This window comes from Flavobacterium sp. KH_001 (assembly GCF_057840745.1).
In genome coordinates this window covers 126,444-144,158 of the sequence record NZ_CM174520.1, presented here as the reverse complement: position 1 = coordinate 144,158, position 17,715 = coordinate 126,444, and the positions used below count along the sequence as shown (strand labels likewise).

The window sequence follows — 17,715 nt, the reverse complement described above, 5'->3', positions numbered from 1 at the left end:
AAAACGAAAAAGCACAAGGATTAACTTGTGCTTTTTTATTTTGTGGAGAAATCGAAAAATTAAATTCTAATTCCGGGAGGTAGTAATTCTTTATACCTTGGGTTTTTCTTGATGAAAAGCACAATTTTTGGATGAATAGGCATTAGTTTGAATTTCTTTTCAATGACAATTTCCATGATGCTTTTGAGTAATGTGTTAATCAAATCCTGATTTTCAAAACCTTCAGGAGTATTGATTTTAGTCAGGAAAATTTTCTTTTCCTGAAACGAATACTCAACAGAAATTAGTCCTTCAGGGGTTATGGTCTCAAATTGTCTTGCGAAAGTGTTGTCTTTGATTTCCATAATTGTTTCAATAGGTTCCATAATTTTACATGTTTTAGTAGGTGAAAAATGTTAATATAGATTAGGGTTTTAATTCGCTTCAATTTCTTTTAAAGAAGATTAAAGACGAATTATTTGGCATACAAAGGTAATCATTTGATTTTCAATATGAAATTATTTTTTTAAGTGCTGGTGTGGTTCTTCTTTTGTAATTTTATTTGTTTTAATATCGAATTATGGTGTAAGATTTGCTGTGCATATTAGTAAAAAAAGTAAATTTAACTTGAAATTGAAAAACCGTAATTAAAAATTCCTTTTCTGCCAAATGAGTAAAATTCCTGTATATTTTATGCCTGGTTTAGCCGCAAGCTCAAGCATTTTTGAAAGAATTAAATTAGATGAAGCTGTATTTGAAATGTGTCTGTTGGAGTGGGAAATTCCGAAGCCTAAGGAATCGTTATCTGATTATGCACTGCGAATTACTAAAAACATCAAACATGAAAATCCGGTTTTGATTGGTGTTTCCTTTGGTGGAATTCTGGTTCAGGAAATGGCGAAACATATTCAGGTTCGGAAAATTATCATTATTTCGAGTGTTAGAAGTAATACGGAATTCCCAAGAAGAATGAAAATCGGAAAAACTACAAAAGCGTACAAGCTGATTCCGATGAAGCTGATTTTGAATATTGAAAACCTTGCAAAATATTCTTTTGGAGAAAAAATCAATAAGCGTATTAAGTTGTATGAGAAGTTTCTGGCGATGCGCGATCTTCATTACCTGCAGTGGGCTGTAGAAAACGTGATTTTATGGGACAGAGATCAGAGAGATGAAAATGTAATTCATATTCATGGAGATAAAGACGATGTTTTTCCGATAAAATATATTAAGAGCTGTATTGTTGTAAAAGGAGGGACTCATGTTATGATTCTTAATAAATATAAATGGCTGAATGAGAATTTGCCTTCGATTATATTGGAGGATTAGGATTCTTAAATGCTTAAGAAAATAAATCTTCTTTTGAAAATGAGTGCCCTAGCCCCGATGGGAGGGAAAATCCTTTTGTGCCGGGGTTCGGCACAAAAGATTGGAAGGAACAGCGGGATCAGCTTCTATAAATCCCAATAATTAATTCTCAATCAAAAAATCTCTTAGAAATCTAAAATAAAAAATCCCAAACTCTTTTCGAATTTGGGATTTTAAATATAGTAATTTAAAGAAATTTAGATTTTCTTCATTTGCTCTTTCATCATAGTGATTTGCTCTTTTAGCATGCCTTGCTTATCTAATTTTTTAGCTTCATTCAGTAAATTAGTAGCTTCCAATTTTCTTCTGCGTGACATTGCAACTCCCGCAAGGTTTAATTTTGCTACAGCTAAATCCATATCCATAGATAAACCAAGTTCGATTGCTTTTTTAAAATGTTTCTCTGCCTGATTGATATTAGTCTGAGATAACATGATTCCGTGTAGGTAATTAAAATATCCTTGTTGTTTTCTAACTAATGCCGATTCCGGATTTTTGATGTATGCCAGCCAGTTTTTAGCTCCTTCGAAATCTTGTTTTCTTAATTTTAAGAAGGCTAAAAGGATAAATTCGTTTTTGAAATAAAGAAAAATAGGAATTGCCGTCAATAATATAAGGAAGATTCCATTCCCGATATTGCTCTCCGTAAATTGCCAAACGCCAGCAACTACAAGAAGTCCGGCCAAAATAAGCTTAATATTTTTGTTAAACATAATAGATGTATATTTGTGCTTGCAAATATAGTAAAATGAATTAAAAATATTTTTATTAAAGTACTTGCCAGAAAAAAAAGTCTTTGTATATTTGCACTCGGTTTTAGAATAACGATATTCAAAAACAGAAAAGAGATATTAGATACCATTTTAAAGATACAAAGCAATGAGCAAAAGAACGTTTCAACCATCGAAAAGAAAAAGAAGAAATAAGCACGGATTTATGGACAGAATGGCTTCTGCGAATGGAAGAAAAGTTCTGGCGCGTAGAAGAGCAAAAGGAAGACATAAATTAACTGTTTCTAGCGAACCTAGACACAAAAAATAATGTTTGTATAAACATACATAAGGCGATTACTTTTTTAGTATCGCCTTTTTTTATACCTTGTCGGTAAAAAAAGCTGCAACGTTCTAGTTTAGAATACACTACGAATGTTTTTTAAAGTACTTTTATATAACTACACAATACAAATACAATGCCTAAAGACACATCAATAAAATCAGTTTTAATAATAGGATCAGGTCCTATTGTTATTGGTCAAGCTTGCGAATTCGATTATGCAGGATCTCAATCTGCACGTTCTATTCGTGAAGAAGGAATTGAAGTTATCTTGATAAACTCAAATCCAGCGACTATTATGACGGACCCAACTATGGCCGATCATGTATATTTGAAACCATTAACTACAAAATCGATTATTGAAATTCTGAAGGAGCATCCACAAATTGATGCGGTTTTGCCAACAATGGGAGGGCAAACAGCTTTGAATTTATGTCTGGAAGCTGATGAAAAAGGAATTTGGCAGGATTTCGGCGTAAGATTAATAGGTGTTGATGTAAATGCTATTAATATTACGGAAGACAGAGAGCAATTTAAACAATTGCTTCAAAAAATAAATGTTCCTACTGCACCTGCAAAAACAGCTACTTCTTTCCTTGAAGGAAAAGAAATAGCTCAGGAATTTGGATTTCCGTTAGTAATTCGTCCTTCTTTTACATTAGGAGGAACAGGAGCCGCTTTTGTTCACAGCAAAGAAGAGTTTGACGAAAAACTAACCTACGGATTAGAAATGTCACCAATTCACGAAGTCCTAATTGACAAAGCTTTATTAGGATGGAAAGAATATGAGTTGGAACTTTTAAGAGATAAAAATGATAATGTGGTGATTATCTGTTCAATCGAAAATATGGATCCAATGGGAATTCATACCGGAGATTCAATTACGGTTGCGCCAGCAATGACATTATCTGATACAACTTTCCAAAAATTACGTGACTATGCTATCCTGATGATGCGTAGTATCGGAAATTTTGCTGGAGGTTGTAACGTACAATTCGCAGTTTCACCAGATGATAAAGAAGATATCGTAGCGATTGAGATTAATCCTCGTGTGTCTCGTTCTTCTGCTTTGGCATCAAAAGCGACTGGTTACCCAATTGCTAAAATTGCTTCTAAACTGGCTTTAGGATACAATTTAGATGAATTGCAAAACCAAATTACAAAATCAACTTCGGCTCTTTTTGAACCGACTCTTGATTATGTAATCGTTAAAATACCACGTTGGAACTTTGATAAATTTGAAGGTGCTGACAGAACTTTAGGACTTCAGATGAAATCTGTTGGTGAAGTAATGGGAATTGGACGTTCGTTCCAGGAAGCTTTGCATAAAGCGACTCAATCATTAGAAATCAAAAGAAATGGTTTAGGAGCTGATGGAAAAGGATATACGAATTACGAGCAAATTATCGAGAAACTGACTTTTGCAAGTTGGGATCGTGTTTTTGTAATTTATGATGCGATTGCAATGGGAATTCCGTTGAGCCGTATTCATGAAATCACAAAAATTGATATGTGGTTCTTAAAACAATACGAAGAGCTTTATACTTTAGAGAAAGAAATTTCGAACTATAAAATTTCGAATCTTCCAAAAGAGCTTTTACTTGAAGCGAAACAAAAAGGTTTTGCAGACAGACAAATTGCACACATGATGAATTGTCTGGAAAGTGAAGTTCACACTTTACGTATGGACCAAAATATTAACCGTGTGTTTAAACTGGTTGATACTTGTGCGGCAGAGTTTAAAGCACAGACACCTTATTACTACTCAACTTTCGAAGCTGAAATCGAAAAAGCAAATGGTGAGCGTTATGTAGATAACGAAAGCATTGTGACAGATAAAAAGAAAATCATAGTTCTTGGTTCTGGACCAAACAGAATTGGACAAGGAATTGAGTTTGATTATTCGTGTGTTCACGGGGTTTTGGCCGCAAAAGAATGTGGTTACGAAACAATCATGATCAACTGTAACCCGGAAACAGTTTCGACTGATTTTGATACAGCAGATAAATTATACTTCGAACCAGTTTTTTGGGAACATATCTACGATATCATTCAGCATGAAAAACCAGAAGGTGTTATTGTTCAGTTAGGTGGACAAACCGCTTTGAAATTGGCTGAAAAATTATCTAAATACGGAGTAAAAATCATCGGAACTAGTTTTGATGCACTTGATTTAGCAGAAGACAGAGGAAGATTCTCTGACTTATTGAGAGAATTACATATTCCTTTCCCACAATTTGGAATTGCTGAAACAGCTGACGAAGCTTCTGCCCTTGCAGATACTTTAGACTTCCCATTATTGATTCGTCCTTCTTATGTATTAGGAGGTCAGGGAATGAAAATTGTAATCAACAAAAAAGAATTAGAGGAGCATGTTATCAATTTATTGAAAACGATTCCAGGAAATAAATTGCTTTTAGATCATTATTTAGCCGGAGCAATCGAAGCGGAAGCTGATGCAATTTGTGATGCTGATGGTAATGTTTACATTATCGGAATTATGGAGCATATCGAACCTTGCGGAGTTCACTCTGGAGATAGTAATGCTACATTGCCTCCTTTTAACTTAGGAGAATTCGTAATGCAACAAATAAAAGATCATACCTATAAAATTGCGAGAGCTTTAAAAACTGTTGGTTTGATCAACATTCAGTTTGCGATAAAAGATGATACAGTTTACATTATCGAGGCAAATCCAAGAGCTTCGAGAACAGTTCCCTTTATTGCAAAAGCATACGGTGAGCCTTATGTAAACTATGCAACAAAAGTAATGTTAGGACACAATAAAGTAACTGATTTCGACTTTAATCCACAATTAAAAGGATATGCGATCAAGCAGCCGGTTTTCTCTTTCAGTAAATTCCAAAATGTGAACAAAGCATTAGGACCTGAAATGAAATCAACAGGAGAAAGCATCTTGTTTATTGATGACTTAAAAGACGATCAATTCTACGAGTTGTACTCAAGAAGAAAAATGTATTTGAGTAAATAATCTCAAACCTCGATATAAAAAAGCTCCATGAAAATGGGGCTTTTTTTTATGCCTTTTTTTAACTTGTGTTTGATAATGAAATATTTACCTATATTTGATAAAGACCAATTTAACTCCGTCATTTTTATTGTAATTATTTCTAAAGAAAAAAAATGAAATCACTTTTTATCCATCTCTTGTTATTTGTCATTATTTTTAAAGCTGAAGTTTTTGGGCAGAAAAAAATAAATGAGAAGTTCAAAAAAGAAACCATCAGTAAAATTGATTTATTACTACAAGAACATTATGTTTTTCCAGATAAGGCTGAGTTAATTGGTAGTCATTTAAATAAAAGTTTAAAGGAAGGGAAATTTAAAAAACAGGATCTACTTGATTCTTTTGCAGTTGCTTTAACTAAAGAAATTAGAGTAGTTAATGGTGATAAGCATTTAGGTGTCTGGCCTGCTTTTGCTCCAGTAAAGGAACAGGAAAATTCAAGTGATGATTACCAATTGTATTTGAAAAAATATACAGATACCCGAAAACAGGCTAACGGTTTTAAAGAGGTGAAAGTAATCGATGGAAATATTGGGTATCTAAACATTGACTTTTTCCTTGCAGAAACAAATAAAACTATTGATGCCTATATGGCTCTTCTGGCAAATACGGATGCTATAATTATTGATTTACGGAATAATGGCGGAGGTAATCCTAAAACGGTAAATTACTTATGCAGTTATTTTTTGGAAAGTAATTTATTGATTAATACACTTTATTTTAGGCAAGGAAATCGAAAAGATGAAGTTATTACCCATGAGGTAAATGGGAGAAAAAGGATTGATGTTCCTTTATTTATAATTACTGGTCCGAAAGCTTTTTCAGGAGCAGAGGAATTTAGTTACAATATGCAAAGCCAAAAAAGGGCTGTATTAGTGGGAGAAGCTACCGGAGGAGCGGCAAATCCTGGAGATGTTTTTAAAATAAATTCTGATTTAGAAATCTTTATTCCAGTTGGAGCCGGGGTAAATCCAGTAACAAAGACAAATTGGGAAGGAATCGGTGTACTTCCGGAAATTAAAACTTTAGCAGAAAATGCCTATTCTAAAACCGTTGAATTAGCTGCTCAGGCTGCAGAAATCTATAGAAATAAAAAAGCAGCAGAATCAAAAAAATTATATGATGAATTAGAGGCTATTGCTAAGCAGCAAGGGCAATCATTTTCAGAAAATAATGTTGAAAAAATGGAGCACCAAATAACAGAAATTTTTAGAAAAGGAATTGATTTAGGTTTGTTTAGCGAGGGTGATATTAATTTTTTCGGTTCTCAAAATATCAAAAAAAATCCTTTAATGGCAGAATGTATTTTAAAAAGCAATACTGTTTTATATTCCAAATCTCCAATGACTTATTTGGCCTATGGCGATATGCTTGAGCTTAGTGGCAAGAAAAAGTTGGCTTTGAGTAATTTTGAAAAATCAATAGTTTTAGCAGAAGAGCAAAGAGCTCCCTATTTAGAGGGATTGAAAATGCGATATGAAACAGCAAAAAATAGTAAATAGAAAAAAGCTCCAAATTTTTTGGAGCTTTTTTCTATTTGGTATTTGGAAGTTTTTGTCGTTATGATTTTAAGATATTATTCATTAGAAAATGCCATATTATCTCTGGTATTTTTTTGTACCGAAATAGCACCGAATAATGCTAATAAAAATGCAAAAGCATAGAATCCTTTTTCACTTGGTAAAATAGTTGCGTTCCATAATCCGACAGTCAATAATACAATTGATAAAAGAGTTCCGAACCAGCAAATTCCATAATATATGTCTGTAACTGGAAGCTTTTCAAGTCTGTCTCTTACACTTTTTTGTAGTGAAACTACAGCAAACAGACCAAACATTAAAACTGTAAAATAGTAGCCTTTTTCATTTAGCAGCATTTCAGCTCTTGCAAGCCCAACTATAAAGCCAAGTGTTCCAGCTCCGAGAGCAATCCAAGATGCCGCAATAAAGGCATTCGATGTTTTTTGTACCATATTTATTATTTTTGGTTAGATAACAAATATAGCTAAATTCAATTCACTTTAGAATAAATCAATTATTATTTTGGTAAGTTTAATCTTTCAATATTTAATAGAAAAAGCTCCAATTATTTGGAGCTTTTCTATTAAAAGTAAGATGTATTATTTATTAGTATTAATCAATTGCTGTAAAGGCTTCAATTGTTCCATGTCAATTTTTGACTTTTGCAAAACCGACATTAAAGTCATGATGTTATTTGGATTCATATTTTTTCCTAAAACACGAACTACCGCAAAACCATTTTCTTTTCTATTAGCAAAAACGACAAACTCTTCAATGTTTTCATCTGTGCCAACGTAGCTTATAGAGGCACCGTCTTTACCTGAGCCAAAAGACATTAATTTTTGGTATTTTGGATCTTTCAAAATAGCTTTAACTTTAGTTCTTTCTGTTTCAAATTGCGCCTGATTTGTAGCATTCGCTTTGAACGCCAGTATGTTCATTTTGTCAAATGATTTTAAAGCTTCAGTTTGTTCTGCAGTTAGCTTCGTTTTCTCTATGTTTAGGATACTTGGCGAAATATCAAGAGCGATAAAATCTTTGTTATCGGTATTCTGTACAAAATATTTTTGCAATGAAGGTTCAGAATTACAACTTATTAAAGTTAGTAATACTAAAAGGGCTGTGGTAAAAACGTTAAGTCTCATAATTATTTTTTGCCTTTAGTGGCTTTTTTTAAGTCAGAACCACCAGGAAGTTTCATCTTATCTGTTAGTACTGAAATTTCGTTGATGTCAAAATTACCCGTTAAAGATAATAAAACGGTTTCGTCACCTTTAGCACCGTCAACATACATCAGTAATTCTCTTACCTGAGAGTCTGTCGCTCCAGATTTTACTGATATTTTTACGTTTCTACCACCGTCATTGATTCTCATTAATTCTTCTAAACCGGCTGTTTTTACATATTTATCTGCTGAAGCTTTCATATCAGCTTCGATTTTAGGATTTTTTGTTGTAAACACTTTTAAGTAGTCTAATTTTTTAATCAGACTGATGTATTGTTGCATTTCTTTATCAGAAGCGTCAACTTTTACTTTGCTCATTAAATCGAACATTTTTTTGTTTACAATTACTGAGGTTACATCGTCCTGACCGTCAAATTTATCAAATGCTCCCTGAGCATAAAAAGCGGTACTAACGAATGCGAATACTAATGTTATGATGAAATTTTTCATTTTGTTTATTTTTTTGATTGATTTACTGTTTAAAAATTTTGTCTTTTGATTGTTCATATTCCTGAATGTACTGTACACTTTCAATACCTACATTCACATTGTTCGATAATAAAGCCAAAGCTTTTTGCGTTGCAGCAAGGGCTTCTTCCGGATTATCATAGGTTCCTAATTCTGATTGTGCTACAGTCTGAGTTGTAGTTTTTTGACTTGCAAAATAAAAGGTTCCTATTCCTAGTAAAACAACAGCTGAAGCTGCAATTGATAACCACGCCACGTTTCGTTTTTTAGTTTGTAGTGGAATCTCTTGCGTCGTTTTTTGTTGTTTTACCTGAGAGAAATAACCAAACATTGGTTTGTACTGCTCTAAATGCTGCGCAACATTCGGAGAAGAAAAATATTCTTTTAATTCTTTTTCTTCAGCAATAGTAGTTTCTCCCTGAAAGTATTTTTCTAATATATTTCCTATTTTATCTGATTCCATAACTGTGTGTATTAACCATTGATTCTCTTATTTTTTTTCTCGCTCTCGAAAGTGCTACCCTAATAGCCGTTTCATTCATGTTGACAATTTTGGCAATTTCATCAAATTCATATTGCTCAACATCGCGAAGCTGAATTAATATTTGGAGTTGCTCGGGCAACTGATTTATAATTTTTTCAACCCATTCCAGACTATTTGAATCTTCCAGTTTTTTGTCTAGCTGCGGTTCACGATCTGTATAGTTATTATGAACTATTTTTAAATTTCCCGCTCTTTTAGATTTTAACTGATCGAGACAATAATTTTTGGTCATTGTCATCGCAACAGCCTCAATATTATTATAAGCGTCTAAATTTTCTTTTTTGTTCCATAATTTTACCATTACTTCCTGAGTGGCGTCCTCAGCTTCTTCAGTACTGGTAAGTAATCTTTTTGCCAGACGAAAAACTTTGTCTTTAAAAGGATTAATCAATTCTATAAACGCAACTTGATTCATAATTGGTTATTTGTTGGTTTTTGGTCGGTTATAAGTTATTCGTTTATTGTGATTTAGTTAATTAATCAGTATTTACAAGTAAGCTTATATAGTCAAGACGAGGCACTATTATTTTTGTTACAACGAATTTGTATTTTTTTTAAGAAAAGATAATAGAGTTAAAACTAAAGGTAGTATTTTTACGTTAATAAAGGATTGAATACTACTACACCTAAATATATGAAAACAATATTAAAGAGTTTATTACTTATATTTCTGCTTGCATTTGCTTTGCAATCATGTGACGATAATGATGATGTTGATGCGCCTGCAAATCTGCAAGTAAATGATTTTGTCTGGAAAGGATTAAATGAAGTTTATTTATGGCAGGCTGATGTGCCTAATTTGGCTGATGATCGTTTTGCAAATCAAGATGCTCTTAATTCATTTTTGTCTGGATATTCTAAGCCAGAAGAATTATTCGAAGATTTATTAAATAAGCCAGTTAGTAAATATCCAATTAATGCAATCGATCGTTTTAGCTGGATTGTTGATGATTATACTGTTTTGGAACAAGAACTTAACGGAATTTCAAAAAACAATGGAGTAGATTTTAGATTGAGCAGAGTCTCTGAGGGTTCTAATGATGTAGTAGGTTATGTCCGTTATATTATTCCTAATTCTGATGCTTCATCTAAAGATATTAAAAGGGGTGATTTATTTACGAGTGTAAATGGTACAAAACTTACCGTTTCAAACTACGAATCGTTATTACTTAATCCTGATAGTTACACGTTAAACCTTGCGGATTATAATGGTTCTGCGTTTGTTTTGAATGGAAAATCAGTTGCTTTAACCAAAACTGTATTAGAAGAAAATCCAATATTAATTAGTAAAGTAATTACTTCTGGAGGTCATAAAATAGGATATGTAATGTACAACGGTTTTTATGCGGAATATGATACTAAATTAAATCAGGCTTTTGGAGAGCTAAAAGCACAAGGAGCAACAGATCTGGTTTTAGATTTGAGATATAATGGAGGTGGTTCAGTTCGTTCTTCAACCCGTTTGGCAAGTATGATTACCGGGCAATTTGAAGGAAAAATATTTTCAAAAAGACAGTATAATTTGAAACAAATGGCAGGGATGACTGCTGATGATTTGGAGTTTTTAAACGAAAGATTTGTAAAAGATATAGAAGGAGCTGCTCTTAACAGCTTAAATTTAAATACTGTTTATGTTATTACAACTTCTAATACCGCATCAGCAAGTGAATTGGTGATAAACGGATTAAAACCCTATATTAATGTCGTTCAGATTGGAGAAACGACAATTGGTAAAAATGTGGGCTCATTTACCGTTTATGATTCGCCTACCTTTACTAAAACTAATGTCAACCCAAATCATAAATATGCGATGCAGCCGTTAGTTTTTAAAATTTCAAATTCTGCTGATTTTGGGGACTATACAGCGGGGTTGCCACCAACATATGTTCAGAATGAGTCTGTTAGTACTTATGGTGTTTTAGGAGATCCGGGAGAGCCATTATTAAATTTGGCGATATCTAAAATTACTGGTTCTACAGCTAAAAAGGTTAGAATAGACGAAAATTTAATCTTGCCTTATGTTACAGATTCTAAGAAAATCAATGGCTATAGAAACGAAATGTATTTAGAGACTGTTCCAAAAGAGTTTCAAAAATTATTAAAATAAACGGAAAAAGGCTTTCAGAAATGAAAGCCTTTTTTACAAAAAAATCCAAAAACAAATTTAAAAATAAAGGTATTAATCGTTGAAGTAAAAACCATTTGGCCCTACACCAACCGTTAATTCTTTTTCCAAACTTCCACTTAAATTGTAGATGTACGCTTTGCTGTTTGATCCAAAATCACCACCATCAGCAATAAATATTTTATCCTTGTTTACTGCAAAACCGTAAATTGAACCACCTACAGGAAGGCTGACAGTTGCAATTGCTGTTGTTGAAGCGGCCGTTGCAGTAGTACTAATTGAATATACAGACTTGTTTGAAGTATAATAAATTTTATCATTATAAATGTCTAAGTAACCAGCTCTGTCTAAAGATTCGGGGAAAGTAATTTTAGTAACCGACTTATCAGATAATTTTACTTTTACAATTTCACTTCTATTATCACCATAAGGAGCTCTCAAAACATACAAAATTCCGTCTTTAGCTTCCATGCTGTCTCCACTAGTACCAATAGTTATAGGAGTTTCTAGAGCTTTTGTAGCTGGATTTACTACTAGTATTTTGTCGTTATAAGAATCTGTAATGTATAATTTATTGTTTTCCAACAAAATTCTGTTTGATGTTGCACCCAATTCGATTTTAGATTCTACTTTATTGGTAGCCAAATCAATTATTGCAATATAATCATCAGTATTCCCGGTTGTCGGATTGCTATAAGAATAAGTATTTGCATTTGTTACATACGCTTTTCCATCTTTTACAACTCCATATCTTGGGTTAGCAAGACCAGTTTCAACTTTTGCAATTAACTTAAAACTATACCTGTTTACAACGTTAATTACGTTAGATCCACCAGCAATAATATACGCTTTATCTCCATCAAAAAAGATGTTTTGAAGAAAAACGCCTGCAACATCGGTAGGATTTGCAGTTTTATACACATCAGATGTGAAATTTGTTAAATCATCACTTGCAAATGAAACTGAGCCACCGCTACTATTTCCTTCATTTAAGATGAAAAATCCATTCTCATAAGCTCCTTTAGGGGTATTATCATCATTGTTGTTGTCATCGTTAGAACAAGAAACAAAAAGCGATGCGCTTACTGCTGCTAAAATTAATCTGGTTAACTTCATTATATTAAAATTTAAGGTTTAAGTACATATTAAAATTTCTTCCTGGCATTGGTCTGTTTTCAAGACTTTCATAATTTTCATTCCAAAGATTTAAAACCTGGAATCCTAGTTTGAAAGAACTTAAAAATTTAAAATCATAGTCGATTCCGATATTAGAAACCATATAAGCATCTACAATTTTATTTGGGTCATTGTCGGCCTGTGTGTAAACAAAACCGTTATACAAAAATTGGTAATAAGTCGAGATATTATTTCTGGAATAAGAAACGGCTGCGGTAACTTTATTAAAGGGAACAAAAAACAGCTGTTTGTCAGTCGCTATATCTTTAGAAACCGTATAAGCATAAGTTGCATTAGCTCCAAAATAATTTTTGCCATATTGTTTTTTCCAACTCAACAAAGTTTCGGTTCCGTAGGTGTTGACTTTATCTGTGTTTTGCGGTGTCCAGATTCCGTTGCTGCCAGGAACCCAGCGCAATAAATCTGTAATTTTGATGTAGTAGAAAGTCTGCGTAAGCGAAATATTTTTATAAGTAAAAACATTTCCAATTTCTGCCTGATATGAACTTTCAGGTTTCAAATCAGGATTTCCGCCTTCCTCCCAATATAAATCGTTGAAAGTTGGAATTCTAAAATTTCGGGACAAATTCAATTTTAAATTATATAATTTTCCAAATTGATAAGAAGATCCCAAAGAGAATAAAACAGGTGATTTGTAGTTATCGGTGAATTCTTTTCTGATTCCAAACTCATTTTTCCAATCTTTCGAAAAATCTTGTTTTATCAATAAGGCAGCAGAACTAATTTCTCTGGTATTATCACCAAAACCACTTCCAAAACCTTTAGTTTTGTTGTAATCTAAAATTCCGTTGACTTGTGTCGATTTAAAAAGGTTATATCCTAAATCAGCTTTTGCAATAAAACTTTCTGTTTTTCCGAAAGTGTATTGATTAAGAGAATTATCAGGGTAATATTGATAATTTTCAAAAATATAAGCAGTTTTGAAATTGGTTTTGAATTTTCCAAAATCACCATCGTATTCTAATAAATTTCGATTGAATCCGTTTACGTATTTGCTTTTGGTTTCATTTTCAGTTATTAACGAGGTATTACGATCTGTGTTAGAAGTTTGACTGTATAATTTTAAACTGTTTTTAGCGTCAAATTTATACCCCAAATTGGCACTCATGGTAATTACATCGTATTGCCCGTTTTGGTTCCAGCGCTGTTCGCCTTTCCAGGTATATCGATTAAGATACTTATAATCGTTCGTCGAACTATTTTTAGAAAAACCTATCTGTGCACTCCATTTTTCGTTCGAAATATTAGTTTTATAATTGATTCCGATAGTATTAAAACTTCCATAATCCAATTTCAGATTATTTTCGAAACGTTTGTAAAAGCTTAAATCATTATTCAAATGTACAGTTCCACCAACAGCACCGCTTCCATAAATTACGCTTCCCCCACCAGCTTTTACACTAACAGAATTATAATCAGAACCTGAAATCGTATTGAAATCAGTACTTCCGTTCATTTGAGAATTTATGTTGATTCCGTTCCAGATTACGGCTGTTTGAGAAGATGTAGTTCCTCTAAATGCAACTGTCGAAAGCATACCGCGGCCGTATTCTTTGAAATAAATGGTCGAATTGAAATTTAAAAGATCCGTTAATAAAGCCTCATTTTTATTAATAACAGAATCATTGAGTTTTAAAACGGATTGTGAAGTAGAATATTTTTTAAGATTGGAATCAGAAACGACAACCGTTTTAAGTTTTGTAATAGAGTCGTTCTGCGCCGACAGAATCTGGCACAACAACAGCAAACAAAAAGCGAAAAGTTTTTTTAAAGTCATAATTTCTACACTCTTTTTCCCGAGAGTTCGATATTTGTTATAAAGGCAGGTCTCCTGGCTTGCGTCTTGTTGTTTACCTTCCCATTCGCCGGAGCGAGCAGTGGTTTTGTAGTTAACAACAAGCATTCTTTTCAGAACTTAGCTTACAGTTGCGGGTACAGCTCAAGATTTTACTTGATTCCCTTTTAATGCATTTTAAAATTAAAACGCAACCTTAAATTTCGGGCAAAGATAAAGTTAAAAATATTGAATTATCAAATTTGTTTTACTTTTTAAGTCAAATTCTAAACAAAATGAGGCTTAGAGCTCAATTTTAATGACTTCACCAAAATCTGCCTTATTTTGAAAAGCATCTTTTAACGGTAATTCAGCATGGTGACATAAGATACTTCTTATGATTCCGGCATGACAAACAACTATGATGGGCGAAGTGATTTGTTTTGAAGTTAAATATGATAAAAAGGATTCAGTACGTTTGTGTAATAAAACAAAAGATTCTCCATTTGAAGCAGGAACATTTACAAAATCTTCCATCCACGGATTGAGTTGTTCGGGTAAAATATCATTCCAGTTTTTCATTTCCCAATCACCAAAATCCATTTCCATTAAACGTTTGTCTTCCTGATACGATATCGTTTTGATGTTTTCCTGAATATATTGAGCCAAAATAACACATCGCTTCAGCGGACTTGAAAAAATAATCGCTTCTGAAGGTAATTGTGAGACAATGTTCTCAAAAATAGAATCAAAAGGTTTTGCTAAATTGACATCAGATTGTCCGTAACAAATCCCTTTTTCGCAAGCAGTTTCGGTATGACGAACTAGATAAATTTCCATATCAAAAGAAAGCTTAAGTAATAAACAACTTCGCAAATCTGTTGCGTTGCGCCCAGGCAATCTCCTGTATATCCGCCAATCCATTTCTGGAAGTAACGTGCCAAAAAGTAGCGAGTTACAAAAACAGGAATTAAGATAAATAAAAATTCGTACTGAAAACAAGATTGTACAAAAAGAGGAATTAATCCGAAGAAAAAAGCTCCGAAAACTTCTTTCCAGCTGTGTTTTTTAGCAATTGGTTTACTTTTACTTGAAGCATCATCACGAGAATATTCATGTGTAAAAATAATAGAAATGGCCGCTAAACGACTTAAAGCATGAGCAGAAATAAACAAAAGAAAAACCTTAAGAAGTGCATTATAGCTTTCGATATGAAAAATAGAAATTGATTCGGAAAGCAATTTAAATTTCAATAAAAATAATAAAACCAAACCAATTGCACCATAAGCACCAATGGCGCTGTCTTTCATTATCATTAAGATTTTTTCCTTAGTCCAGCCTCCGCCAAAACCATCACAAACATCAGCAAAACCATCTTCATGAAAAGCGCCAGTTGTTAGAATAGAAGCAATTATGGCTAAAATAACTGCAATTTCAACAGAAAGAAATTGAGTGAAAATATAAAAAGCAAAAAAAGAAATGCTTCCCACAATCCATCCAATAAAAGGAAAATATCGTGTAGCCTTATTTAAATAATCAGGATTGTGATTAATGTTTTTTGGACAGGGAATTCGGGTATAGAACATTAAGCAGGTAAAAAAAATATGTAGTTCTTTTTTCATTTAAGAATGTTATTTTTAATTGGCATTGAAATTTGTTATTGCCATTGATATTTATTTCTTGCTAATCCCAGCACTCTCAAAACTAGCCATTTCGTTCAAAAAAGCTTCCGCCGATTTCAAAATAGGAAAGGCAATTGCACAACCCGTTCCTTCGCCCAGACGCAAATCTAAATTTAAAATTGGTTTTGCATTCAAATATTGAAGTAATTTTTGATGTGCCTGTTCAGCAGAGCAATGGCAAAAAACAGCATTTTTAATTATATAAGGATTTATTTTTGTAGCAATTAAAAAAGCGACACTGCAAATAAAACCGTCCACTAAAATCAGCATTTTGTTTTCAAACGCAGTCAGTATTCCGCTTGCCATTTGTATAATTTCGAAACCTCCAAAATAAGCAAGTTGCTCTTTTAAATCGGCCTGACCGGAATAATTTTCGATTGCTTTTTTTAGAAATTCCTGTTTCTGTAGTAATTTTTGATCTTCAACTCCTGTTCCTTTTCCGACACATTCTTCGATAGAAAAACCAGTTAAAAGACTCATTAATACAGAAGCTGTAGAAGTGTTTCCAATTCCCATTTCGCCAAAACCAATACAATTAGAGCCTGTTTTGGAGATGTTTTCGACAATGGCTTTTCCTTTTTCAAAACACAATTGCAATTCGGTTTCGCTCATCGCAGGCGCGTGTAAAAACGATTGGGTTCCCTTAGCAATTTTGGCATTAATTAGATTAGCATTTGTCGGAAAATCATAATTTACGCCTGAATCTACAATGGACAATTGAATATCATTCTGTTTGCAGAAAACGTTTATAGCTGCACCGCCTTCCAGAAAATTGCCTACCATTTGGCGTGTTACATCTTGAGGATAGGCACTCACACCATGATTTGCAATTCCATGATCAGCTGCAAAAACAACAAGATTCGGATTTATAATTTTGGGATTTAAAGTTTCAAAAACCGTAGCCAGCTGAAAAGCTAAAGTTTCTAAAGTCCCTAAAGCACCTACTGGTTTGGTTTTACTGTCTATTTTTTCTTGTAATTCTTTGCTGAAATCATTTTTATTTTCAATCTCAGTTTGAGATTTTAATTTTAAATCAGAAATATAACTTTCTGTTACATTTTTGATTTCTGAACAAATCGGTGCTTCTGATTTCTGTTTCCAGTGCAATTGCTGCAACATGGGCTGATTGTTGTAATTCGTTGCCGGTTTTCCAACGCAGAAATAACCCAAAGGTTCAATGTTTTCTGGTAAATCGAGTATTTTTTTAAATTGATGATAATTTAAAATCGAAACCCAGCCCATACCATAACCCTGATCGGTAAGGGAAAGCCAAATATTCTGAGCCGCACAAACCGAACTAAATTTAACCGCTTCATTACTGCCAACAGTTCCAATTGTAAATTGATTTAAAACAGAACGGTCGTAAGCGATAATAAGTCCAATTGGAGCTTCTTCAATAGCTTCAAGTTTCAGGGATTTATAGTGTTCTTTTTGTTCGGGGTTATCGGTCAGTGATTCGGCTTTTTTATTATAATCCAAAAACAAATCTTTAATGGCACTTTTTACTTCTGCCGCTTTGATGATATAGTAGCGTGTGGCATCTGTAAGTCCAACAGATGGTGCCCAATGCCCGGCCTGTAAAGCTTTTTCGATCACTTCATCAGGAACTTCATCGGCGGTAAAATGTCGGGTATCACGACGCGATTTTAAAATATCGTCTAAATTAGTCATGTTGTTGGGGTTAAAATTCCAATAAAAAAAATCCAAATTCCAATTTCAAAAATCAATCTGAATGTTTGAATTTATGTAAAG

17 protein-coding genes and 1 riboswitch are annotated in these 17,715 nt (G+C 33.1%); of the genes, 5 read left to right on the top strand and 12 right to left on the bottom strand.

Features of this window, described 5'->3' with window-relative positions; translation table 11 throughout:
* Positions 1-59: 59 nt before the first annotated feature.
* On the bottom strand, positions 60-344 hold the full coding sequence (locus tag AC3ITQ_RS00685; protein ID WP_489238873.1) for a GNAT family N-acetyltransferase: 285 nt from the start codon (positions 342-344) through the stop codon (positions 60-62).
* 304 nt (positions 345-648) lie between these two features.
* Here AC3ITQ_RS00685 and AC3ITQ_RS00680 point away from each other — a divergent pair, with 304 nt between their 5' ends.
* Complete coding sequence (locus tag AC3ITQ_RS00680) at positions 649-1,308, top strand: alpha/beta hydrolase family protein (protein ID WP_489236394.1); 660 nt, start codon at positions 649-651, stop codon at positions 1,306-1,308.
* 236 nt (positions 1,309-1,544) lie between these two features.
* Here the strand turns inward: AC3ITQ_RS00680 and AC3ITQ_RS00675 are convergent, their stop codons facing one another.
* A complete protein-coding gene (locus AC3ITQ_RS00675) occupies positions 1,545-2,060 on the bottom strand; it encodes a hypothetical protein (protein ID WP_026984100.1) in 516 nt (171 codons plus the stop codon).
* A 166-nt stretch (positions 2,061-2,226) separates the two neighbouring features.
* Here AC3ITQ_RS00675 and rpmH point away from each other — a divergent pair, with 166 nt between their 5' ends.
* From rpmH to AC3ITQ_RS00660, 3 genes are all read left to right on the top strand, one after another.
* A complete protein-coding gene (rpmH, locus tag AC3ITQ_RS00670; RefSeq protein WP_008464848.1) occupies positions 2,227-2,388 on the top strand; it encodes a 50S ribosomal protein L34 in 162 nt (53 codons plus the stop codon).
* Positions 2,389-2,536: 148 nt separating this feature from the next.
* Positions 2,537-5,392, top strand: coding sequence for a carbamoyl-phosphate synthase large subunit (gene carB / locus AC3ITQ_RS00665; protein ID WP_194658407.1), 2,856 nt, complete (start codon positions 2,537-2,539; stop codon positions 5,390-5,392).
* Between the two features lie 152 nt (positions 5,393-5,544).
* Complete coding sequence (locus tag AC3ITQ_RS00660) at positions 5,545-6,930, top strand: S41 family peptidase (protein WP_489236393.1); 1,386 nt, start codon at positions 5,545-5,547, stop codon at positions 6,928-6,930.
* 74 nt (positions 6,931-7,004) lie between these two features.
* On the opposite strand, the gene yiaA is transcribed toward AC3ITQ_RS00660, so the two are convergent.
* From yiaA to AC3ITQ_RS00635, 5 genes are all read right to left on the bottom strand, one after another.
* Entirely contained in the window at positions 7,005-7,400 is a 396-nt protein-coding gene (gene yiaA / locus AC3ITQ_RS00655) for an inner membrane protein YiaA (protein ID WP_489236392.1), read from the bottom strand.
* 147 nt (positions 7,401-7,547) lie between these two features.
* Positions 7,548-8,093 carry a DUF4252 domain-containing protein gene (locus AC3ITQ_RS00650; RefSeq protein ID WP_489236391.1) on the bottom strand — a complete coding sequence of 182 codons (546 nt, stop codon included), beginning with the start codon at positions 8,091-8,093 and terminating at the stop codon, positions 7,548-7,550.
* Between the two features lie 2 nt (positions 8,094-8,095).
* A complete protein-coding gene (locus AC3ITQ_RS00645) occupies positions 8,096-8,623 on the bottom strand; it encodes a DUF4252 domain-containing protein (protein WP_489236390.1) in 528 nt (175 codons plus the stop codon).
* 22 nt (positions 8,624-8,645) lie between these two features.
* A complete protein-coding gene (locus AC3ITQ_RS00640) occupies positions 8,646-9,104 on the bottom strand; it encodes a hypothetical protein (RefSeq protein ID WP_375033506.1) in 459 nt (152 codons plus the stop codon).
* Positions 9,091-9,600, bottom strand: coding sequence for an RNA polymerase sigma factor (locus AC3ITQ_RS00635; RefSeq protein ID WP_072974436.1), 510 nt, complete (start codon positions 9,598-9,600; stop codon positions 9,091-9,093). The genes AC3ITQ_RS00640 and AC3ITQ_RS00635 overlap by 14 nt, the downstream gene beginning before the upstream one ends.
* A gap of 219 nt (positions 9,601-9,819) precedes the next feature.
* Between AC3ITQ_RS00635 and AC3ITQ_RS00630 the strand changes: the two genes are divergently transcribed.
* Positions 9,820-11,292, top strand: a complete 1,473-nt coding sequence (locus AC3ITQ_RS00630; RefSeq protein ID WP_489236389.1) for a S41 family peptidase — start codon at positions 9,820-9,822, stop codon at positions 11,290-11,292.
* A gap of 72 nt (positions 11,293-11,364) precedes the next feature.
* Here the strand turns inward: AC3ITQ_RS00630 and AC3ITQ_RS00625 are convergent, their stop codons facing one another.
* The 5 genes from AC3ITQ_RS00625 to cobT form a co-directional block, all read right to left on the bottom strand.
* Positions 11,365-12,426, bottom strand: a complete 1,062-nt coding sequence (locus AC3ITQ_RS00625; protein WP_489236388.1) for a YncE family protein — start codon at positions 12,424-12,426, stop codon at positions 11,365-11,367.
* 4 nt (positions 12,427-12,430) lie between these two features.
* Entirely contained in the window at positions 12,431-14,284 is a 1,854-nt protein-coding gene (locus tag AC3ITQ_RS00620; protein ID WP_489236387.1) for a TonB-dependent receptor plug domain-containing protein, read from the bottom strand.
* A 27-nt stretch (positions 14,285-14,311) separates the two neighbouring features.
* Positions 14,312-14,516: riboswitch (cobalamin riboswitch) on the bottom strand.
* Between the two features lie 68 nt (positions 14,517-14,584).
* Positions 14,585-15,121 (bottom strand): alpha-ribazole phosphatase, encoded by a 537-nt coding sequence (cobC, locus tag AC3ITQ_RS00615; protein ID WP_489236386.1) that lies wholly within the window; start codon positions 15,119-15,121, stop codon positions 14,585-14,587.
* Positions 15,106-15,903, bottom strand: coding sequence for an adenosylcobinamide-GDP ribazoletransferase (locus tag AC3ITQ_RS00610; protein WP_489236385.1), 798 nt, complete (start codon positions 15,901-15,903; stop codon positions 15,106-15,108). The genes cobC and AC3ITQ_RS00610 overlap by 16 nt, the downstream gene beginning before the upstream one ends.
* A gap of 51 nt (positions 15,904-15,954) precedes the next feature.
* Positions 15,955-17,634, bottom strand: coding sequence for a nicotinate-nucleotide--dimethylbenzimidazole phosphoribosyltransferase (gene cobT, locus AC3ITQ_RS00605; RefSeq protein WP_489236384.1), 1,680 nt, complete (start codon positions 17,632-17,634; stop codon positions 15,955-15,957).
* Positions 17,635-17,715 lie beyond the last annotated feature (81 nt).